17 protein-coding genes are annotated in these 20,360 nt (G+C 64.5%); 11 read left to right on the top strand and 6 right to left on the bottom strand.

Going from position 1 to position 20,360, the window contains the following annotated elements; translation table 11 throughout:
* Window positions 1–200 precede the first annotated feature (200 nt).
* From J1C56_RS09555 to J1C56_RS09545, 3 genes are all read right to left on the bottom strand, one after another.
* Window positions 201–983, bottom strand: coding sequence for a TIGR02186 family protein (locus J1C56_RS09555; RefSeq protein ID WP_214388221.1), 783 nt, complete (start codon window positions 981–983; stop codon window positions 201–203).
* Window positions 983–1,909, bottom strand: coding sequence for a sulfite exporter TauE/SafE family protein (locus J1C56_RS09550; RefSeq protein ID WP_214388219.1), 927 nt, complete (start codon window positions 1,907–1,909; stop codon window positions 983–985). Before J1C56_RS09550 ends, J1C56_RS09555 begins: the two co-directional genes overlap by 1 nt.
* Before the next feature lie 176 nt (window positions 1,910–2,085).
* Window positions 2,086–5,814 carry an SEL1-like repeat protein gene (locus J1C56_RS09545; RefSeq protein ID WP_214388217.1) on the bottom strand — a complete coding sequence of 1,243 codons (3,729 nt, stop codon included), beginning with the start codon at window positions 5,812–5,814 and terminating at the stop codon, window positions 2,086–2,088.
* Between the two features lie 442 nt (window positions 5,815–6,256).
* Between J1C56_RS09545 and J1C56_RS09540 the strand changes: the two genes are divergently transcribed.
* From J1C56_RS09540 to J1C56_RS09495, 10 genes are all read left to right on the top strand, one after another.
* Window positions 6,257–6,709, top strand: coding sequence for a MerR family transcriptional regulator (locus tag J1C56_RS09540; RefSeq protein ID WP_214388343.1), 453 nt, complete (start codon window positions 6,257–6,259; stop codon window positions 6,707–6,709).
* A gap of 254 nt (window positions 6,710–6,963) precedes the next feature.
* Window positions 6,964–8,760, top strand: coding sequence for an acyl-CoA dehydrogenase (locus tag J1C56_RS09535; RefSeq protein ID WP_214388215.1), 1,797 nt, complete (start codon window positions 6,964–6,966; stop codon window positions 8,758–8,760).
* Between the two features lie 117 nt (window positions 8,761–8,877).
* The gene (locus J1C56_RS09530) at window positions 8,878–9,306 is read left to right on the top strand and encodes an endonuclease domain-containing protein (protein ID WP_214388213.1); all 429 of its coding nucleotides are present in this window, start codon (window positions 8,878–8,880) and stop codon (window positions 9,304–9,306) included.
* Entirely contained in the window at window positions 9,303–10,475 is a 1,173-nt protein-coding gene (locus J1C56_RS09525) for an acyl-CoA dehydrogenase family protein (RefSeq protein WP_214388211.1), read from the top strand. The genes J1C56_RS09530 and J1C56_RS09525 overlap by 4 nt, the downstream gene beginning before the upstream one ends.
* A gap of 30 nt (window positions 10,476–10,505) precedes the next feature.
* Window positions 10,506–11,714, top strand: a complete 1,209-nt coding sequence (locus J1C56_RS09520; protein ID WP_214388209.1) for an acetyl-CoA C-acetyltransferase — start codon at window positions 10,506–10,508, stop codon at window positions 11,712–11,714.
* Between the two features lie 22 nt (window positions 11,715–11,736).
* Entirely contained in the window at window positions 11,737–13,956 is a 2,220-nt protein-coding gene (locus J1C56_RS09515) for a 3-hydroxyacyl-CoA dehydrogenase NAD-binding domain-containing protein (RefSeq protein ID WP_214388207.1), read from the top strand.
* 6 nt (window positions 13,957–13,962) lie between these two features.
* Window positions 13,963–14,508 carry a thioesterase family protein gene (locus J1C56_RS09510; RefSeq protein WP_214388205.1) on the top strand — a complete coding sequence of 182 codons (546 nt, stop codon included), beginning with the start codon at window positions 13,963–13,965 and terminating at the stop codon, window positions 14,506–14,508.
* 76 nt (window positions 14,509–14,584) lie between these two features.
* Window positions 14,585–14,890, top strand: coding sequence for a hypothetical protein (locus J1C56_RS09505; RefSeq protein ID WP_214388203.1), 306 nt, complete (start codon window positions 14,585–14,587; stop codon window positions 14,888–14,890).
* 138 nt (window positions 14,891–15,028) lie between these two features.
* Window positions 15,029–15,679 (top strand): S24 family peptidase, encoded by a 651-nt coding sequence (locus J1C56_RS09500; protein WP_214388201.1) that lies wholly within the window; start codon window positions 15,029–15,031, stop codon window positions 15,677–15,679.
* A 1-nt stretch (window position 15,680) separates the two neighbouring features.
* Window positions 15,681–16,484, top strand: coding sequence for a thermonuclease family protein (locus J1C56_RS09495; protein WP_214388199.1), 804 nt, complete (start codon window positions 15,681–15,683; stop codon window positions 16,482–16,484).
* Window position 16,485: 1 nt separating this feature from the next.
* Here the strand turns inward: J1C56_RS09495 and J1C56_RS09490 are convergent, their stop codons facing one another.
* Together J1C56_RS09490 and J1C56_RS09485 are read right to left on the bottom strand one after the other, a co-directional pair.
* Window positions 16,486–16,965: a GNAT family N-acetyltransferase gene (locus tag J1C56_RS09490; RefSeq protein ID WP_246591232.1), complete on the bottom strand. Its 480-nt coding sequence runs from the start codon at window positions 16,963–16,965 to the stop codon at window positions 16,486–16,488.
* The gene (locus J1C56_RS09485) at window positions 16,955–18,604 is read right to left on the bottom strand and encodes a lysine--tRNA ligase (RefSeq protein WP_214388197.1); all 1,650 of its coding nucleotides are present in this window, start codon (window positions 18,602–18,604) and stop codon (window positions 16,955–16,957) included. The genes J1C56_RS09490 and J1C56_RS09485 overlap by 11 nt, the downstream gene beginning before the upstream one ends.
* Window positions 18,605–18,757: 153 nt before the next feature.
* Between J1C56_RS09485 and J1C56_RS09480 the strand changes: the two genes are divergently transcribed.
* The gene (locus J1C56_RS09480; RefSeq protein WP_214388195.1) at window positions 18,758–19,171 is read left to right on the top strand and encodes a tellurite resistance TerB family protein; all 414 of its coding nucleotides are present in this window, start codon (window positions 18,758–18,760) and stop codon (window positions 19,169–19,171) included.
* Between the two features lie 16 nt (window positions 19,172–19,187).
* On the opposite strand, the gene J1C56_RS09475 is transcribed toward J1C56_RS09480, so the two are convergent.
* Window positions 19,188–20,030 (bottom strand): transporter substrate-binding domain-containing protein, encoded by an 843-nt coding sequence (locus J1C56_RS09475; protein WP_246591231.1) that lies wholly within the window; start codon window positions 20,028–20,030, stop codon window positions 19,188–19,190.
* Window positions 20,031–20,360 lie beyond the last annotated feature (330 nt).

Here is a 20,360-nt window from a genome sequence, read left to right as displayed (position 1 = left end):
TCGCTTCTGCCAATCGCCAGCGTTGGAGATTTGCCAGGCGACCCCGGCAGTCCGTCATTCTCGACCTCGTGAGCGAGTGAAACGAGCGGAGAGTGTCGGGAATCCATGCCGTGACAGAGACAACATCGTGGAAGCCGGTCGAAGTAGTGGCCGCCGCAACGGCGAGCCACCAAACGCGGCTGAGGACGTCGCCCGGCGCCTCAGTCCCTCCTGAACACGATCCTTCCGAGCCATCCTGTGAGCATGGCAAGGCCGATGGCGAAGAGGCCGTAGCCGAAGCCGTGGTCAGTAGCGAAGCGGTAGATTGTCTGCTCGAAGCCGGACTTGACGATGGCGAGCTGGGCCGAGGTTTCCTTGATGAAGATGCCGTTGCGAAACAGGAAGGCGCGCGCCTTGTGGGTGCCGACCGGCACGTTGGGGGCGAGGTGCAGCGTTGCGCGAAACAGGCTCTGCGACAAGAACTGCACGCCGCCGATGTTGTCGGAGTAGAGCCCGGTCGCCTGCTTGCGGTCACGCAGCGCGTCGGTGAACTCCTGGATGGTCAGCGGGCTGTCGCGCTTGTCTTCGGGCTCCATGTAGATGTTGTTGGCGCCAAGCGACAGCTGGCGGTAGTTGTTGGGATCGGTGATGTCCTGGGGCTGGCGCGTCGTCGCCACCGAATAGGACACCGGCACGTTGACGAAGGTTTCGGACTGGGTGTTGATCCACATGCCGAGCACGCGGCTCTTGCGGCGCACCACCACCGGCCGGGCCGGGCCCTCGAGCACGACATAGACGTCGTAGCGGCCCTGGCGGTTGATCAGCGGGTCGGCGTTTTCGAGCGCACCGAAGATGGTGAGGTCGGCGCCGGCGAAGTCGGCCGTGATGGCGACGCGGTCGGTGGACAGCCCGATCTGGATGCTTTCGGGATGCGCAGCCTCCTGGGCATGCGCCGGCAGTGCGGCCGTCAACACCAGTGCTGCCAGCAGTGCCGCCGCCCGCATCACAACAGCCCGCTCGCAACTGTCAGCGAATAGAGGTTCTGCGGCTTGACGAACAGGTCGAAGCCTAGGCGCAGCGCGACGGCGAGAACCAGCAGCGCCAGCAGCGCGCGCAGCTGTTCGCCGCGCAGCTTCTGGCCGGCCTTGGCGCCGTATTGCGCGCCGGCGACGCCGCCGACCATCAGCACCAGCGCCAGGATGATGTCGACCGTCTGGTTGGTCGAGGAGTGCACCAGTGTGGTGAAGGCCGAGACGACGACGATCTGGAACAGCGAGGTGCCGACGACGACGTTGGTCGGCACCTTGAGCAGGTAGATCAGTGCCGGCACCATGATGAAGCCGCCGCCGACGCCCATGATGGCGGACAAGAAGCCGATGCCGGCGCCGATGCCGAGCACCGGAATGACCGAGACGAACAGCTTAGAGGTGCGGAAGCGCATCTTGAACGGCAGGCGGTGGATCCAGTTGTGCTGGCCCGACTTCTTCAACGCCGGCGGCACCCCGCCCTTGGTCAGGCGCAGCGCATTGACGCTTTCGATCAGCATCAGCCCGCCGACGGTGCCCAAAAACACGACGTAGAGCAGCGAGATGAACAGGTCGAGCTGGCCGAGCGCGCGCAGCAGCGCAAAGACGAAGCCGCCGGCGGCGGAACCGGCGATACCGCCGATCAGCAGCACCGTGCCGAGCTTGAAGTCGAGCGTGCCGCGCTTGAGATGGGCGAGCGCGCCGGAGAAGGACGAGGCGATGACCTGGTTGGCGCCGGTGGCGACAGCGATGGCAGGGGGGATGTTGTAGAAGATCAGAAGCGGCGTGATCAGGAAGCCGCCGCCGACCCCGAACATGCCCGACAGGAAGCCGACCGCCGCGCCCATCGCAAGGAGCACGAACACATTGACCGACATCTCAGCAATCGGGAGATAAATGCCCACCCGTCAGACTCTGCAAATCGAATTGTTGCCGACGCCCATCCCTGGGAGCTTGTTGGCTACCGGGTACTTGCGCCGACATTGCGGCGAAGTCAAACTTCGCCGGACACAAAACGAAAAATAACTCAATCAGTTAACCCGCCGGTAAAGGCGGGCCACTGAATACCAGCGATGGCCGATTATTTGCGTGCCAGCAGGGCCTCGACGAGCGGCTCGTCGACAGTGCCAGTGGGCGCCAGCGCATTGTCCTTCTGGAACGCCATGATCGCGTCCTTGGTCTTCTGGCCCATCATGCCGTCGGGCTTGCCGGCCTCGTAGCCGTTCTTGTTGAGGATCGCCTGGATGTTCTGCACCGCCCGCTTCATGTCGATGTTGGCGGCGGGCGCATCCGCCCAGGCCGCAGGCACGTCGACCGAATTGGCGGCCGGGTCGAGCGGCTTGGGCTGCCAGAGTGCGGTCGTCTCCTCGGCGCGCTTGAGCTGGTCGGGCTTGAGCGCCTTGGCGATCTCGTCGCGCTTGGCGGCGGCATCCTTGTCGCCCTGCTTGGCGACGATGGCGAACCACTTGTAGGATTCTTCGAGGTTCTGCTTCATCCCGACGCCCTTGGCGGCGAGGATGCCGAGATTGAACTGGCTGTCCTTGACGCCGAGTTCGGCGGCGGAAGTGAACCAGCGGTTGGCGGAGTCGTTGTCGACGGTGCCGTCCGCACCCATGGCGAGCAGCACCGCCAGATTGTGCATCGCGCTGGCGTTGCCCTGCGCGGCGGCGAGCTGGTACCAGGTCTTGGCCTTGATCGCATCGCGTTCGACGCCGGTGCCCTTCTCGTACATGTTGCCGATGCGGTACTGCGCCGGCGCGAAGCCGAGCTCGGCAGCCTTTTCGTACCACTGGGACGCGGCCTTCATGTCGGCATTGGCGCCGCGGGCCTCGGCATAACGCGAACCCATCTCATACAGCGCCTTGGCGTCGCCGGCATTGGCTGCCTGGCGCAGCGCTTCCGGACCGACAGCTTCGGGCATGAAGGCGGCCGGGGTGACGGACGGCTTGATGGTCTCGGTCGTGACTGGCTGGGCCGGGATCGACTGGGTGCTGGTCTGGTCGAGGACTGCGCCGGCGGGTATCTGGTCCATCGACGTGTCGGCCATCTGCTCCGGCTCGGCGAGCGGGACGCTGGCAACCTCCGGCTTGTCGACATTGCGAACCGGAAGTGCGGCGAGTTCGGCGGGCTTTGCTGGCGCTGTCGCGGCTGCCTTGACCGGCTGCGACACGGCAGGCGCTGCGGTGACGCTCGCCGTTTGGACAGGGTCGTTGAGGAATGCCTTGCCGAGCTGCATGCCGGCAAGCGCCAGCATGACAGCGCCGACCGCCATCAGCACCGACTTGCGGCGCGACTTGATGAGGTCGCCGATGCGCAGCGCGCGCACCGGGCCCTTGAGGTCGGAACTGCGCTTGGCCGCATCGGCCTCGGCGGCGGCGGCTTGGGCGGCGCGCCGGGCAGCGGCGATGAAGTCGGACTTCGAGGCGTCAGGCTCGTTGGCGCGCACCGTCTCGCCGCGCTCGTCGCGGACGCGGCGCATGATGGCGTTGAGGTCGGGTGCGCCCGAACCGGGTTCCAGCGGACGGTTGGCGATCTTGGGGTCGAGCGGCGCATCGAGCATCACGCCCTGCGCCGGCGTCTCGACGACAGGCTCGGCAGTTTCCGCGGCAACGGGCTGCGGCTTGGCCTTCTTGCTGGTGAAGGCGCGGGCGAGGCCGCTGAACATCGAGGTCCTGGCCGGCTTCGGCTCTTTCTTTTCGGCACGGACACCGTCGAGGGCGGCAACTGCCGCGGCGGCTTCGGCGGCGGCCTGGGCCGGGCTGCGGGTCGGGCGCTCATCGTCGCCCGGGCGATCGCTGGCGCGGCGGCCGAAGGTCTGCGGGGCCTCGGGCAGCGGCGCCGGTGCTTCCGAATCCAGCGCCGGCGTTTCGCTGAGCGAAAGCTTCGGTGGCGGCGACAGCATGGTCGTCGACAACAGCTCGGCAACCGAAGCAGGCGGTGCTTCCACAGGCGCAGGCCCTTCGTTGGTTTCGATCGAGCCAAGCCGGTCAACGATCTTCAGCAGCGTGTCGTGGATCGCCTCGAAGGTCTTGCCGTTGCGTTCGTCGGAGCGGCGGGTCAGCGCTTCCAGCGCCTTCAGGTCCTGCGCAAGGCCGGTGACGGCTGCGGTCTCGGTGGTCGAGCCCGAGAAGGAACGCACAGCATTCTCGGCGGCCTGGCGGGCGGCCTCGACAAGCGCGTGATGGTTGCCGGCAATCGAGCGCTCGACCTCTTCGAGGCGCGGGCGGATGTCTTCGAATTCGGGCAGTGGCGAGCCGGGGCGTGCCAGGTGGTTGGTCAGTTCGCTGACCTGGGCTTCAAGGCCGCGGATCAGCTCGGGGTCGATGCTCGACACCTGCGCCGCCGACATTTCGAGGCGGCCGGAGATGTCTTCGAGGCGGGCTTCGAGACCCCGCATCGCGAGTTCGGTCGATGGGTCGGGGCGATTGGTTTCGAGACGCTGGGCGAAGGCGGTGAAGCGCGCGTCGATGGCTTCCATGATGCCCGAATGGTCGGCCGCGGGCTGCACCGACTGGCGGTCGAGGCGCTCGCCCAGGTCTTCGAGGCGGCGTTCGAGATCGCGGAACAGCACATTGCCATGTTCGAAGGCATCGCCCTGGCGGCGCTCGAACACGTCGGCCAGCGCGTCGAAGCGCTGTTCGATGCCCTGGAATATGAGGCCGGCATCCGGTGCTTGTGGCGTGCGTTCGATCTTGTCGGCGATCAGCGAGATCTGGCGCGTCAGGCGCTCGACGGCCTGCTCGGGGATGTCGCTGCGCTGTGCGATGTCGTCGACGCGCTCGGACAGCACATTGAGGCGGTCGATGATCTCGGCGGTCGGCTGCTCTGAGGTGATCTCTTCGATCTGGTGGGCGAGGGCTGCGATGCGCACCTCGATCCGCTCGAACGGCTCGGGATTGAAGTGCGGCGTTTGCGCCGCGACAGTCGAGGCCACGATGGCGCGCGAGATTTCGTCCAGGCGCTCGTCGATGAGGCTGAACATCTCGTCGCCATGGCTGTCGCGCTGGCGCACGAACTGGTCGACGGCGCCGGCAAGGGTGCGGACCTTGTCTTCGATGGAGCGCAGCGACAGCGATTCGGGCAGGTTGTTGACGGCGTCGTTGATCTGTTCGAGGCGGCCGGCAAGGGCGGCAAGCGCCGGATCTTCGGGGCGCTGGCGGACGTCGGCCGACATGCGGTCGGCAAACTCGACCCAGCGGCGGTCGAAATCGTCCCAGCGGCGATCGACCGACAGCACGGTCTCTTCGCGCGCCAGCTCGCCAAGAGAGCGGCGGACCTGTTCGAGTTCGAGGCGCAGCGTGTTGACGCTTCTGTCGTCGCTGCGTTCGGCGAGTGAGTGGATCGCTCCCGACAGGCGCTCCAGCTCAAGTCCGAGCTCGACGGCCTGGGAGCCTGCGGCGCCCGACTGGCTGGCGCGGTCGATGTCCTTGCGCAGCAGGTCGAATTCGCGCTGCAGCCCGGTGCTCATCTGGTGGCGCATCTCCTCGCGCAGCGCGCGCAGTTCGCCGGCGATCTTGCCGACGGCGGCGACGCCGTCCTCCTGGCCGCGGGCGCGGTCGATATCGCGGGCGATCGTCTGGTAGGGGCGTTCGTATGGGGCGGTGCGGCCATATTCGCCGCGCGGCGTGTAGCCGGCCGGCGGCGCCTGGCGCGGCGGCGGCGTGCGATAGGATTCAGCACTTTCCTCGCGGGCGCGTTCGAGCCGCGCCTCGAGATTTTCCAGGGAACGGTTGAGCTGGTCGAGCGACGCGTGCGGGCGGCGCTGCCTGCCATCGTTAAGGCTGTCGAGATAGGACCGCTTGCTGTTCATCGAAACGCCCGTTGGCCAGAGTGCTGGTGTCGGAACCAGAAGTCTAAATCCTTGCCGGAAACGGAGACTGCGAGAGGACCACGGAACTGGGCTTCCGGGGCTTTTCGCCGCCCTCCGAAACCGTGAACAATTCGATACATGATGACCACGGGGGAACCGACACGCGTACATTTCCCTCAACGTGGTAAACAAGCTCTTAACCAAACTTAAGAAAGTGCGACGTTGTGTAACCGGATGTGCGGTCAAATCCGGCAGATTTCCCTTGCGTAGGGTAGGCGGTATCGTTATAGCATTTACGTAAACGTAAGACGTGTACAGATCGCCGTCTTTGGAAGCATTTACATAGAAACCACGATCGGAAGCCCCGCCCCCTGCGGCTTCCATCAGAGCACCTGGCCGGCCCCGCCGCCTTTGCTCGCAATTGGGGATAGCAGAGTAGATGATGAAGCTTGTATCGGTCGCCGATGTTGCGGCCAATGAAAACAATCTCTCCGGCGAGGACTATGTCCGCATCGGTGAAATGGCAAAGAAGTATGGCGTCACCTTGCGGACGCTGCGTTTCTACGAAGACAAGGGGTTGCTCAACCCCAAGCGTGAGGGTGCGACGCGCCTTTACACCCGCCGCGACCGCGCGCGGCTGAAGCTGATCCTGCTCGGCAGGAAGGTCGGTTTCTCGCTGCGCGACGTCAAGCAGATGATCGACCTCTACGATCCGACCGGCACCAACGCCAAGCAGCTGCGCCTGACGCTCGACAAGTCGGACAAGCAGCTCGGCCGCCTGCAGAAGCAGCGCCAGCTGCTCGACGAGGCGATCGGCGAGCTGAACAACCACATGACCGTCGTTCGCCAGCTGCTGGCCGAGCGCACCGCCGTGCAGGCAAGCGCCGCCAGCTGATATCAAGCACCGTTGCTTCCCAAAACGACCCGGCGCGGGAGACTGCGTCGGGTCGTTTTGCGTTTGGGCCTGCCGTGGAGGCCTGATTTCAAGCCGACGACCGGCTGGCCCAGCAACAATTTCATCGAAAAATCGGCTTCCGCAAAAATTGACGTTTACGCAAACGTCAATTTTTGCTAATCGCGGTTCGACAAGCGGTTCCCCGTCGCATACCGTCTGGCCGGAACCGGCTCACATTTGCTGGAGGAAGAGCAATGCCGACATTTCGCGCGCCGGTCCAAGATACCCTTTTTGTGCTGAATGACGTGCTCGGCTACGAGCGCTACAGCAACCTTGCTGGTTTCTCCGACGCCAGCCCCGACGTGCTGGAAGCGATCCTCGCCGAGGGCGCCAAGCTCGCCGAAAACGTCATGCATCCGCTCAACCGCGTCGGCGACATGGAAGGCTGCGTCCGCAACGACGACGGCTCCGTCACCACGCCCAAGGGCTTCAAGGAAGCCTTCGACCAGTATCGCGAGGGCGGCTGGATGGGTCTTGCCGTGCCGGTCGAGCATGGTGGCCAGGGCCTGCCCTACACCGTGCACTCCGCGGTCGGTGAGTATATGTCTGCGGCCAATATGGCGCTGATGATGTATCCCGGCCTGACCCAGGGCGCGATGGCCGCGATTCTCGTTCACGGCTCGGATGAGCAGAAGGCGACCTGGCTGCCGAAGATGGTCGAGGGCGCCTGGACCGGCACCATGAACCTGACCGAGCCGCATTGCGGCACCGACCTCGGCCTGCTGCGCTCCAAGGCCGTGCCGAATGGCGACGGTTCCTACAGGATTTCTGGCCAGAAGATCTTCATCTCGGCCGGCGAACACGACATGTCTGATAACATCATCCACCTGGTGCTGGCCCGCATCGAGGGCGCGCCGGAAGGTGTCAAGGGCATCTCGCTGTTCATCGTGCCGAAGTTCAAGCTCGACGCATCGGGCAACCCCGGCGCGCGCAACGCGGTGTCGTGCGGCTCGATCGAAGAGAAGATGGGCATCCACGGCAACTCGACCTGCGTCATGAACTATGACGAGGCCGAGGGTTTCCTGATCGGTGAGGCCAATGGCGGCCTGAAGGCGATGTTCACGATGATGAACGAAGCACGCCTCGGCGTCGGCCTGCAGGGTCTCGCCGTTTCCGAGATCGCCTACCAGAACGCCGTCGCCTACGCCAAGGACCGCATCCAGGGCCGCTCGCTGACCGGCCCGAAGGCGCCCGACAAGAAGGCCGACCCGATCATCGTCCACCCCGACATCCGCCGCAAGCTGATGACCATGAAGGCGTTTAACGAGGCCGGCCGCGCGCTGGTTTTGTGGACCGCGATCAACTCCGACGTCGCACACCGCTCCGAGGACGGCGCCGAGCGCCAGGCGGCCGACGACCACATGGGCCTGATGACGCCCGTCGTGAAGGGCGTGCTCACCGACAAGGGCTTCGAGCATGCTGTGATGGCGCAGCAGGTGTTCGGCGGTCATGGCTACATTGAAGAGCATGGCATGAGCCAGTTCGTGCGCGATGCCCGCATCGCCATGATCTATGAAGGCGCCAATGGCGTGCAGGCGCTCGACCTCGTTGGCCGCAAGCTCGGCCTCAATGGCGGCCGTGCCGTGCAGGCCTTCTTCAAGGAAGTCGGCGAGTTCTGCGAGGCCAATCGCGGCGACGAGCAGATGGCGCCCTACACCAAGGCGCTGAAGAAGGGCCTCAACGACCTGCAGGCCGCGACCATGTGGCTGGTGCAGAACGGCATGGCCAATCCGGACAATGCCGGAGCGGCTTCGACCGACTACATGCATCTCTTCGGCCTCGTGGCCCTCGGCTACATGTGGGGCCGGATGGCCAAGACGGCGCAGGACAAGCTGGCCACCGGCGCCAACGGTTCGGCCGATTTCTACGAGACCAAGCTGGTGACAGGCCGCTACTTCATGGAGCGCGTCATGCCCGAGACCTCGGCGCATCTGGCGCGGCTCTCGACCGGTTCGGCGACGATGATGGCGCTGGCCGCGGAGGCGTTCTGATCGAAGACTGAGGTAACCCTCCCCCTTGAGGGGAGGGTGGCCCGTAGGGCCGGGTGGGGTCATCGCGGCCGTGCGCTAACGCCGGGCCGGGCGACATAAGGTGGGAGGATTGGTGCAGTGCCCAGAACCCGCGTCAGCTTCGAAATGCGCCAGAAGGCGCGGTCGTTGCGCAACCATGCGACCAAGGCGGAAAATCTGCTCTGGTACGAATTGCGTGACTTGAAGGCTGGTGGGTTCAAGTTCCGACGGCAGGCCCCCATCGGTCCCTATATCGTCGATTTCGTCTGCCCGCTGGTGCAGCTTGTTGTGGAAGTTGATGGAGATACCCATGAGACCGACAGCGGCAAGCGGCACGATGCAAATCGAGACGCGTACCTGAAGTCTCTCGGATATGTCGTGCTGAGGATCGACGAGCCGGATGTGATGCACAGCGCCTGGCACGTCGCGCAATTTGTAAGGGAGAGGGCAGAGAGCATGTTAGGGGACCCCACCCGGCCGCTGCGCGGCCACCCTCCCCTCAAGGGGGAGGGAGGAACCGCGCCATGACGACAATTCCTGCTGAAATTCTCGGACTGCCCAAGCCCGCCTGGGCGGCGGACGACGTGGCGATGCTCTACGACATGGCGCATCGCTTCATGTCGGAGGAAATCCTGCCGCACTACGACGCGTTCGAAAAGAACGAGATGGTCGACCGAGCGAGCTGGGAGAAGGCGGGCGCCGCCGGCCTGCTCTGCGCGTCGATGCCTGAGGAATATGGCGGCTCGGACGGCACCTTCGCCCATGAGAGCGCGATCATCGAGGCGATCGGCCATGTCGGCGTCGACGGCTTCGGCATTGCCCTGCACAACTCGATCGTCGCGCCCTACATCCTTCATTACGGCTCGGAAGAGCAGAAGAAGAAGTGGCTGCCCAAGATGGCGACCGGCGAGCTGATCGGCGCCATCGCCATGACCGAACCGGGTGCCGGCTCCGACCTGCAAGGCGTCAAGACGCGCGCCGAAAAGGATGGCAACCATTACCGTATCAACGGTTCGAAGACCTTCATCACCAATGGCCAGCACGCCAACCTGATCATCGTCGTGACCAAGACCGACCCGTCCAAGGGCGCCAAGGGCACGTCGCTGATCGTTGTCGAGACCGACGAGGTCGATGGCTTCGAGCGCGGCCGCAACCTCGACAAGATCGGGCTGAAGGCCAACGACACGTCCGAGCTGTTTTTCAACGATGTGCGCGTGCCGACTTCCAACCTGCTCGGGCAGGAGGAGGGGCAGGGTTTCGTCCAGCTGATGCAGCAGCTGCCGCAGGAGCGGCTGCAGATCGGCACCGGCGCGATCGCCATGATCGAGCGCGCGCTCGCCGAGACCATCGACTACGTCAAGGACCGCAAGGCCTTCGGCAAGGCGATCCTCGATTTCCAGAACACCCAGTTCAAGCTGGCCGAGCTCAAGACCGAGGCGACGATCGGGCGCGTCTTCTACAACGACTGCGTCGCCCGTCACATTTCCGGTGGGCTCGATCCGGTAACTGCTTCGATGGCCAAGTATTGGCTGTCGGACCTGCAGTGCAAGATCGTCGACGAATGCCTGCAATTGTTCGGCGGCTATGGTTATATGAATGAATACCCGATCGCCCGCATGTATCGCGACGCTCGCGTGCAGCGCATCTATGGCGGCACCAACGAGATCATGAAATTGCTGATCGCCCGCTCGCTCTGAGCCGCCGATCCGAAAACGAGGAGCAGAAAAATGGCTGACGCTTTTGTCTATGACGCCGTGCGCACGCCGCGCGGCAAGGGCAAGAAGGACGGATCGCTGCACGAAGTGCCGGCGGTGCGCCTTGGCGCCAAGGTGCTGGAAGCGCTGCGCGACCGCAACGGTCTCGACACCGCCCAGGTCGACGACATCATCTTCGGCTGTGTCGACCCGGTCGGCGAAGCGGGCTCGGTGATCCCGCGCTCGGCCGCCTTCGAGGCCGGCTACGACAACAAGGCGCCGGGCATGCAGATCTCGCGCTTCTGCGCGTCCGGTCTCGACGCCATCAATTTCGGCGCCGCCAAGATCGCCCAGGGTGCCGACGAGATCGTCATCGCCGGCGGCGTGGAATCGATGTCGCGCGTCGGCATGGGCATGTCGGGCGGCGCCTGGTTCATGGATCCTTCGGTCGGCATCCCGGCCTGGTTCATGCCGCAGGGTGTTTCCGCCGACCTGATCGCCACCAAGTATGGCTTCTCGCGCGACGACGTCGACGGCTACGCGGTCGAGAGCCAGAAGCGCGCCGCCAAGGCGTGGGAGAAGGGCTACTTCAAGAAGTCGGTGGTGCCGGTCAAGGACCAGAACGGCCTGACCATCCTCGACCATGACGAGCACATGCGCCCGACAACCGACATGCAGTCGCTCGGCCAGCTCAACCCGTCCTTCGTCATGCCCGGCGAGATGGGCGGCTTCGACGCGATCGCGGTGCAGCGCTATCCCGAACTCGAAGAGATCAACCACGTCCACCATGCCGGCAACTCGTCGGGCATCGTCGACGGTGCCGCCGCCGTGCTGCTCGGCTCCAAGAAGGCCGGCAAGACGATGGGACTCAAGCCGCGCGCCCGCATCCGCGCCTTCTCCAACATCGGCTCCGAGCCGGCGATGATGCTGACCGGCCCGGTCGACGTCACCGAGAAGCTGCTCAAGCGCGCCAAGATGAAGATCTCCGACATCGACCTGTTCGAGCTCAACGAGGCCTTCGCCTCGGTGGTGCTGCGCTACATGCAGGCCTTCGAGATCCCGCACGACAAGATCAACGTCAATGGCGGCGCGATTGCCATGGGCCACCCGCTGGGTGCCACCGGCGCGATGATCCTCGGCACCGTGCTCGACGAGCTCGAGCGCCGCGACCTGAACACCGCGCTCGTGACGCTGTGCATCGGCGCCGGCATGGGCACCGCAACGATCATCGAACGCGTTTGATTTCGGCCGGAAGGAGACAGACATGACCTACACAAACTTCACGGTCGAAACCGATGCCGATGGCATCGCGCTCGTCACCTGGAACATGCCCGACCGCTCGATGAACGTCTTCACCGAAGAGGTGATGAACGAACTCGACAAGATCATCGACCAGGTTGTGGCGGATGCCGGCATCAAGGGCGCTGTCATCACCTCGGGCAAGGAGACATTCTCCGGCGGCGCCGACCTGACGATGCTGCAGAAGATGCTCAAGGTCTTCGCCAAGGAGAAGGCGAAGGATCCCGAGAAGGCGGCCAAGCTTTTGTTCGACAATGCCGGCCGCATGGGCGGCCTGTGGCGCAAGCTCGAGACCTCTGGCAAGCCATGGGTCTCGGCGATCAACGGCACCTGCATGGGTGGCGCATTTGAATTGTCGCTTGCCTGCCACGGCCGCGTCGCGGCTGACTCCGACAAGGTCAAGATGGCCCTGCCGGAAGTCAAGGTCGGCATCTTCCCGGGCGCCGGCGGCACCCAGCGCGTGCCCAGGCTGACCGACACGCAGCAGGCGCTGCAGATGCTGACGTCGGGCCAGACGCTGTCGCCGCAGAAGGCCAAGAGCATGGGCCTGATCCACGAGATCGCCGAGCCCAAGAAGCTGGTCGAAGCCGCCAAGGCGATGATCAAGAACGGCCTGAAGCCGGTCCAGCCCTGGGACGAGAAGGGCTTCAAGCTGCCCGGCGGTCCGGTCTATTCGGCAGCGGGCGCAAATCTCTGGCCGCCGGCAATCGCCATCCTGCGCCGCGAGACCTATGGCAATTATCCGGCCGCGACCGCGATCCTGAAGTCGGTCTACGAGGGCCTGCTGGTGCCGTTCGACACCGGCCTGCGTATCGAGCAGCGCTACTTCACCGAGATCATGCAGACCAGGGAAGCGGCGGCGATGATCCGCTCGCTGTTCGTGTCGCTGCAAGAGCTGAACAAGGGCGCGCGCCGTCCCGAGGGCATCGCCGATACCAAGTTCAAGAAGATCGGCATCATCGGTGCCGGCTTCATGGGCGCGGGCATTGCCTATGTCACGGCCAAGGCCGGCATCCCGGTGGTGCTGGTCGACCGCGACCAGGAATCTGCCGACAAGGGCAAGGCGCATTCCGACAGCCTGATCTCGGAGCAGGTCAAGAAGGGCCGCGCCAAGGCCGAGGATCGCGACAGGCTGTTGTCGCTGATCACGCCGAGCGCCGACTATGCCGACCTCGCCGGCTGCGACCTCGTGGTCGAGGCGGTGTTCGAGGATTCGGAAGTCAAGAAGGTCACGACCGAGAAGGCGGAGGCCGTGATCAAGTCGTCGGCGGTGTTTGCCTCGAACACCTCGACGATCCCGATCACCTCGCTCGCCAAGAACTCGGCCCGCCCGAAGAACTTCATCGGCATCCACTTCTTCTCGCCGGTCGACAAGATGATGCTGGTCGAGATCATCATGGGCAAGAAGACGGGCGACAAGGCGCTGGCGGTGGCGATGGACTTCGTCCGCACCATCAAGAAGACGCCGATCGTCGTCAACGACACGCGCGGCTTCTACGTCAACCGCTGCGTGCTGCGCTACATGTCGGAAGCCTTCAAGATGTTGATCGAAGGCGTGCCGGCGGCAATGATCGAGAACGCCGCCAAGGCTGCCGGCATGCCGGTCGGCCCGCTGGCGCTGACCGACGAGACGGCTGTCGACCTCGCCCAGAAGATCATGAAGCAGACCATCAGGGATCTCGGCGACAAGGCCGTCGACCCGCGCCAGATGGCGCTGATCAACACCATGGTCGACACCCATGGTCGCCTCGGCCGCAAGAACACCAAGGGCTTCTATGACTACCCGGCCAAGCCGGCGAAGAAGAAGCTGTGGCCGGGCCTGAAGGACCTCTATCCGCAGCTTGCTCCGGAAAAGGTCGACGTCGAGGAGCTCAAGCAGCGCCTGCTGTCGGTCATTGCACTTGAAGCGGCGCGGGTGATGGAAGAGGGCATCGTCACCGACCCGCGCGAGGCGGATGTCGGCTCGATCCTGGCCTTCGGCTTCGCGCCCTATACCGGCGGTGCGCTGTCCTACATCGACGGCATCGGCGCCAAGAAGTTCGTCAAGATCGCCAAGGAGCTGCAGAAGAAATACGGCGCGGAGTTCAAGGCACCCAAGCTGCTGCTCGACATGGCCGAGAAGGGCGAGACCTTCTACCAGCGCTTCGATCCTTACGCGAAGGCAGAGGAAAAGAAGGCGGCCTGACGCAGCATGTACGTCTGGGCAAGACTGGCACGCATGGCCGCGACGAAATCTCGTCGCGGCCCTTACCGTTTTGGCGATGAAGGCCGGCTGTCGTTCCGCTGCCTGCCGACCGACATCGACTTCAACATGCACCTCAACAATGCGCGCTACATGATGCTGGCCGATGTCGGCCGCATCGACATCTTCATGCGCTCGGGCCTGATCGAGCTTGCCCGCAAACGTGGCTGGGCGCCGATGCTGGGCGGGTTGCAGACTGTGTTCGTGCGCGAGATCAGGCTGTGGAAGCGCTTCGAGGTGGTTTCCTCTATCGAGACCTGGAGCGGCTCCGAAGTGATCGGCAAGCATCGCTTCGTGCTCGAAAATGGCGAGACGGCGGCCCTGATCATGACCAGCGCCGGCGTCTACGACCGGGCCAACCGCCGCTTCGTGCAGATCGACGATCTGGTGCGCGAACTCGGCGCCGACATCACCCCGCGTGGTGCCAGCGAGGAGGAGAACATCTTCATCGCCTCGCACAAGGGCCTGCGCATGCTGGCGAAGTCGAAGGACTGATGCCGCTTCTGGCGAGAATTAGGAAGTGCTAAAATAAAGAGACCTGAACGACTGTGCATTGGGAGGAGTGTTCGCCATGCGCATGATGCTGAAGGTTTCAATCCCCACCGAAGATGGCAACCGGGCGATAAAGGACGGTTCGCTGCCCAGGGCTATCGAACGCGCGATGGCCGACCTCAAGCCGGAGGCGGCCTATTTCACCGCCGAAGGTGGGCGGCGCACCGCATTCATCTTCGTCGACGTGGCCCATTCGTCCGACATGCCGATGGTCGCCGAACGCTTCTTCTTTGGCTTCAACGCCAATGTCGACATGATCCCCGTCATGAATGCCGAGGATTTGAGGAAGGGCCTGCCGGCGGCGATGGCCGCGCTGGCGGGCTGATTTTTTCATCAGCTTGCACGTTCATTACTGCGTGGCGCACCGGCGTCGGCGTGATGTCCGTCCGCATTGGCGGTGGACAATGGCGACAGTCGTGGTTAAATGCCGAAAGGTATTTTTTCCTGTCCGAAGGGGAGCGCCATGCTCTCGCATGACCGTGTCTGGGCCGCGATCGACGCTCTCGCCGAGCGCTATTCGCTTTCGGCATCGGGCCTCGCCAAGAAGGCCGGGCTCGACTCGACGGCGTTCAACAAATCCAAGCGCCAGTCTGTCGACGGGCGGCCGCGCTGGCCCTCGACGGAATCGCTTGCCAAGATCATCGAGGCCACCAACTCTTCGCTCGAGGAGTTCCTGGGGTTTGTCGAACCGGTAAGGACACCCAGCAAAGCCAAGGTGCGGGAACGGGCAGCCGGGGTGCCGTTGCTCGGTTTCGCGCAGGCAGGCGCGGGCGGCTTCTTTGACGATGCCGGCTTTCCTGCCGGGCAGGGCTGGGACCTGATCGAGCTTCCGGCGCGGGCCACCGAGAGCTCCTATGCGCTCGAGGTGCAGGGCGACTCGATGCTGCCGCTCTACCGCAACGGCGACGTTCTGATCGTCGAGCCCGGCGCCATAGTACGCAAGGGCGACCGCGTGGTCGTCAAGACGATCTCGGGCGAGGTGATGGCCAAGGTGCTGGAGCGCCAGACGCAAGCCATCATCGAGCTGGTGTCACTCAACCCCGAGCATCCGATCAGGCGTTTCCAGCCCCATGAAGTCGAATGGGTGGCGCGCATCGTCTGGGCGAGCCAGTAAGGTGCGTCCGGCAGCCATAGCCGTCGCCGCCGCCGGGTTCGGCATCGCGGCCTTGCTCGTCACCATGGGCGGGCAGAGGCTCGCTGCGATCGAAGCGCCAGCCATCGATGTCATCGATGAGAACGACATCCCGGAAGTGCCGCCGCCCGAGGAAGGCAGCACGTCGTCGGTCGAGCCGGAGACGCCAGATGCCGAGGCGGCTTCGCGTCCGGTCGCGCCCGAGGAAATCGTGCCGCTGCCGCTCGAGCAAGGCGATCTCGTGCGCGAGGCGCCGCGACCGCCGTTGAGCGAACTCAGCCTCGCGCTGCCGCCCAAGCCCAAGATGCCCGACGACTGGGACGGCACCACGCTGTTCCAGCCCGTGGCATCGGCCGCCGGGCTGATCGAGGCCAAGGGTTTCAGCGTCGCGATATCGGGCGTGACCCCGGTGGATGCGGGTGAAAGCTGCACTTACGAGGGCAAGGAATGGAACTGCGGCACGCGCGCCCGGACGGCGTTCCGCGCCTTCCTGCGTTCCCGGGCCGTGGTCTGCGACGTGCCGCCAGATGCCGAGCGCGGCGTCATCGCCGCCCGCTGCCGCATCGGCAAGCAGGATATCGGCGAATGGCTGGCCGCCAATGGCTGGGCAAAGGCCGAAGCCGGCGGCCCCTATGCCGAGGCGGGCCGGAAGGCCGAGGCCGACAAGAAAGGCATCTATGGGCCGGTGCCCACGCGCATCGAAATGACGCTTACGCCGAGCAGCACCAGCCTGCCCGCGGTCGAGCCGCCGCCATCCGAGCCGGCGGTTGAAGCGCCGGCGCAATAGCTCAGGCGCACTCGGGCAGCCGCTCCAAATAAATGTCGAATTCGTCGCGATGGGTTTCGACAAAGCCATGGCGTTCGTAGAAGCGCTTGGCGTCGCTGTCGCGCAGCACGTCGACGCGGACCGCTTTGGCTGACGCATCGGCCTCGCTCATCAGGCACAGCAACACGGCGCTGCCGACACCTTGGCCCTGCACTTCCGGCACGAGATAGAAATGCTCGAGCAGGAGCGAGCCGTCATGCGGGCCCAAGGCAACGCAGCCGATCAGCTGTCCGGCCGGGTTGAGGACCAAGCGCGTATGTTGAGGGCGGAACGTGTTGCGAAAGCGGGTGCGCGCCCGCTCGGGATCGAAGCGGCCAATGCGCTCCAGGCCTGGCCGCATCGCAAGCAGCCTGATCTCGAACAGGCGCTCGAAATCAGCTTCCTGGGCCGGCGCGAAGCAGAAAGCCGCGGTCGCGCCGGCAAATGTCACCTCAGGCCGCAAGCTTGCCTTCGAGCGCCTTGGTGATCAGCGCCCGGGTTTCGGCGATGCCGTAGAGTGCGGCGAACGAACCGAAGCGCGGACCGCGTTCCTGGCCGATCAGTACCTGGTAGATCATCTGGAAGAAGGCGCCCGAGACGCCGGGGCCGCCTTCGGGGCTCTTCTTGGTATGATCCTGGTAGCGCTCGATCTGGCGCGCGACGTTGAGCGAGGCGTTCTGGATCGCTTCGCCATCGGCGCCTGCCGGCAGGGCGCCGAGCGTCTTTTCGAGTGTCGCCAGCGCTTCGCGTTCGACCTCGTCGGCAGCGCGAAACGTCTTGGTCGGCTTCACGAAGTCGTCGAAGTAGCGGACGGCATAGCCGGTCAGCTTGTCGAGCTCGGGATGCGTCTCGGGCGTCACGCCCGGCGCGTGGCGCGAGATGAAGCCCCACAGCACCGCCTTGTCATGCGCGTTGGAGGCGCTGACGAGGTTGAGCAGCATCGAGAACGGCACCGGCATGTCGACGACGGGCGGGTTGCCGTCATGCATGTGCCAGACCGGGTTGCCCAGCCGCTCTTTCCATTCCTGGCGCGGATAGGCGGAGAGGAAGGTGTAGTACTCGTCCACGGCGCGCGGGATGACGTCGAAATAGAGCTTCTTGGCCTGACGCGGGCGCTGGAACATGTAGAGGCCAAGGCTCTCTGTCGGCGCATAGGTCAGCCATTCGTCGATGGTGAGGCCGTTGCCTTTCGACTTGGAGATCTTCTGGCCGTTCTCGTCGAGGAACAGTTCGTAGACGAAATGCTCCGGCGCATGGCCGCCCAGGATGTTGCAGATGCGGTCGTAGATGACCGCATTGGTCTGGTGGTCCTTGCCGAACATTTCGAAATCGACGCCGAGCGCTGCCCAGCGCATGCCGAAATCCGGCTTCCACTGCAGCTTGACCCTGCCGCCGGTGACCTCAAGCGTGGTTTCGGTGCCCTCGTCGTCGAAGGTGATGGTGCCGGCCTTGGCGTCGACATGCTTCATCGGCACGTAGAGCACGCGGCCGCTCTTCGGCGAGATCGGCAGGAACGGGCTGTAGGTCGCCTGGCGCTCCTCGCCCAGCGTCGGCAGCATCACCGCCATGATCTGGTCGTAGCGCTCGGCGGCGCGCAGCAGCATCGCGTCGAACTTGCCTGCCTTGTAGTACTCGGTGGCGCTGGCGAAATCGTAGTCGAAGCCGAAGGTATCGAGGAAGCGGCAGAGCATCGCGTTGTTGTGGTCGCCGAAGCTGGCATAGTCGCCGCCGAAGGGATTGGGCACTGCCGTCAGCGGCTTGTGCAAGTGCGGCTCGAGGAAGGCGCGATCCGGCACGTTGTCGGGGATCTTGCGCATGCCGTCCATGTCGTCGGAGAAGCACAGCAGCCTCGTCTTGACCTTGTCTTCGGTCAGCACGCGGAAGGCGTGGCGCACCATGGTGGTGCGCGCCACTTCGCCGAAGGTGCCGATATGCGGCAGGCCGGACGGGCCGTAGCCGGTCTCGAACAGGACGGTGTCGGGATATTCCTTGCCTTTGTAGCGCTCGACAATCTTTTTGGCCTCCTCGAACGGCCAGGCTTTGCTTTCAGCCGCTGCCGCGAGGAGTTCGGGGTTGAGATCGATGATGTTTGATCTCGTCATGTCGAGAGCCCTTTTCGTTGGACGGAACTTCCGCCGAAGAGGGCATGCTCTATGCGCGCAGGTCGCGGGCGTCAACGATTCCGGCCATTTTTCGTTGCAGTGGCGGGGCAGCGTTCCTAAGTTCGGGCGGCATTCAACGCTTTGGAGAACTCCATGCCCTTGCCGACCGCCCACGAGGCGCTGATCTACCTGATGGTCATCACATCAGCTTCCGACCGCGACATGACCGATGTCGAGCTGGCGCGGATCGGCGAGGTGGTCAAGACGTGGCCGATCTTCATGGATTTCGATGACAAGCGTCTGATCGCGGTCGCGCAGGACTGCCAGTTGCTGCTACATGCCGACAACGGCCTTGACGATATCCTCGATACGGCAAGACGGGTGATCCCCGAGCGCCTGCACGAGACGGCCTATGCGGCCGCCTTCGAGGTGGCGTCCGTCGATCTGGAGATGCGGATGGAGGAGGTGCGCGTGCTGCAGCTTCTGCGCAAGCATCTGAGCGTCGATGCGCTGACCATTGCGGCGATCGAACGCGCAACCAAGGCGCGGCACCGCACGCTGACGTGAGGGTGGTCGGCTTCGATCAGAAGAAGCTGACCGGGAAGTAGCGGAGATAGAGCTCGGCGAAGGTACCCTTGGCCGAGATTTCGTGCAGCGCGTAGTCGAAGGCAGCGGCAAGGGCAGCATTGTCCGGCTTGGTCGCGATCGCAAGCCCGGTGCCAAGATATTCAGGTGCAAGGTAGGGTCCACCGGCGAAGCGGCAGCAGCCGGCGGCGTCGGTGCCGCTCAGCCAGAACGACAAGCGCATGCCGTCGCCGAAGACGGCATCGAGCTTGCCGTCCTTGAGGTCGGCGTTGAGCCAGTCCGGCTTGGCGTAGGTCACGACCTTCAGATCGCCGAAATAGTCGCGCAGCACCCGCTCATGCGCCGAGCCGGCAAGGACGCCGACGCGCTTGTCGCGGAGCTTGTCGACGAGCGGTTCGGTGACGGCTTGCGCCTTCTTCATGATGAAGCGCGCCGGGAACTGGAGATAGGGCCGCGAGAAGGCGTACTTTTCGCGTGTTTCGGCCGTCGCCGGCACGCCCGCGATGAGCGCCTCGCCTTCGCCCGCGTTCAGCGCGCCGCCGAGTTCGTCCCATGGCAGGGCCTGGATCTGGCACTGCTCGGCGATGCCCAGTTCGGCGCAGATGGCGCGGGCGAGGTCGACATGGAAGCCCGACAGCCGGCCGGACTTGTCGATGAAATTGAACGGCGGGAAATCGGTCGTCGTCAGGAAGCGCAGGCGCGGCAGCGTCGACAGGTCCGGCTTGGGCAGCCGTTCCTTGCTGTCCCACAGCACCGGCACCTGCGGTTCGGCCGATCGGGCCGGGCCGGGCAGTGCTGCGAGCGACATGACGATCGCAAGCATCAGCGGTGCGGGGTTCATGGCTGCTCCGGGCCTCGGTTGCCGCGCAGCCGGCATGGACGCGCGTTATGGTGATGTCAGGCAGAAGCTTTAACGTCGTCATTGCGCTTAGGCAAAGCGATTGTGCAGCAACACACGACAAGGGACGCAACCCCCACAGCAGAAACAACAATTTACATTAATTAGTCGGCGTCTCACCCATTCGGGGCATGGCCTCAAAGGGGCTAATATGCATAATCGCGCTCGGGGAATTGCAGCATGGGGGTGTTGCAATGGAACTGGACCGGTCGCCTTGGGGAGGACGCGCCTATGCGTGCGGGCTGCTTGATGCAGCTGGCGTGGCTTGGTTCG

It is taken from the genome of Aminobacter anthyllidis, assembly GCF_018555685.1.
GTDB lineage: Bacteria > Pseudomonadota > Alphaproteobacteria > Rhizobiales > Rhizobiaceae > Aminobacter > Aminobacter anthyllidis.
Note: the sequence above shows the minus strand (reverse complement) of the source record. Positions and strands in the feature narration are given on the sequence as shown.

Bases quoted from the DNA above. Each gene is read 5' to 3' on its own strand.
- J1C56_RS09555 (WP_214388221.1), bottom strand. From the start codon at position 983: ATGCGGGCGGCGGCACTGCTGGCAGCACTGGTGTTGACGGCCGCACTG.
- J1C56_RS09545 (WP_214388217.1), bottom strand. From the start codon at position 5,814: ATGAACAGCAAGCGGTCCTATCTCGACAGCCTTAACGATGGCAGGCAG.
- J1C56_RS09540 (WP_214388343.1), top strand. From the start codon at position 6,257: ATGAAGCTTGTATCGGTCGCCGATGTTGCGGCCAATGAAAACAATCTC.
- J1C56_RS09535 (WP_214388215.1), top strand. From the start codon at position 6,964: ATGCCGACATTTCGCGCGCCGGTCCAAGATACCCTTTTTGTGCTGAAT.
- J1C56_RS09525 (WP_214388211.1), top strand. From the start codon at position 9,303: ATGACGACAATTCCTGCTGAAATTCTCGGACTGCCCAAGCCCGCCTGG.
- J1C56_RS09520 (WP_214388209.1), top strand. From the start codon at position 10,506: ATGGCTGACGCTTTTGTCTATGACGCCGTGCGCACGCCGCGCGGCAAG.
- J1C56_RS09515 (WP_214388207.1), top strand. From the start codon at position 11,737: ATGACCTACACAAACTTCACGGTCGAAACCGATGCCGATGGCATCGCG.
- J1C56_RS09510 (WP_214388205.1), top strand. From the start codon at position 13,963: ATGTACGTCTGGGCAAGACTGGCACGCATGGCCGCGACGAAATCTCGT.
- J1C56_RS09505 (WP_214388203.1), top strand. From the start codon at position 14,585: ATGCGCATGATGCTGAAGGTTTCAATCCCCACCGAAGATGGCAACCGG.
- J1C56_RS09500 (WP_214388201.1), top strand. From the start codon at position 15,029: ATGCTCTCGCATGACCGTGTCTGGGCCGCGATCGACGCTCTCGCCGAG.
- J1C56_RS09485 (WP_214388197.1), bottom strand. From the start codon at position 18,604: ATGACGAGATCAAACATCATCGATCTCAACCCCGAACTCCTCGCGGCA.
- J1C56_RS09480 (WP_214388195.1), top strand. From the start codon at position 18,758: ATGCCCTTGCCGACCGCCCACGAGGCGCTGATCTACCTGATGGTCATC.
- J1C56_RS09475 (WP_246591231.1), bottom strand. From the start codon at position 20,030: ATGAACCCCGCACCGCTGATGCTTGCGATCGTCATGTCGCTCGCAGCA.